The following is a 223-nucleotide window of genomic DNA, read 5'->3' on the forward strand; positions in this document are numbered from 1 at the left end:
GAATTTAGCCATTTTAGCTTCGCTGAAACTTCGTTTTCGTATCAATCACAGCACACATTTTACTGAACGACAAAACCATATCAATGGAATTGAGAACTTTTGGAACCGGGCAAAACGTCATTTACGCAAGTTTAACGGCATTCCCAAAGAGCATTTTTGGGCTGTATTTAAAGGAGTGCGAATGGCGTTTTAACAACAGTGAGATAAAAGTTCAAATTTCCAT

At 37.7% G+C, this 223-nt stretch carries 1 pseudogene; it reads left to right on the forward strand.

Features of this window, described 5'->3' with window-relative positions:
- Positions 1-223, forward strand: a pseudogene (locus RDY34_RS10575) (transposase); the annotation flags it as partial.

The sequence above is a fragment of the Neisseria polysaccharea genome (genome assembly GCF_963392925.1).
Lineage (GTDB): Bacteria > Pseudomonadota > Gammaproteobacteria > Burkholderiales > Neisseriaceae > Neisseria > Neisseria polysaccharea.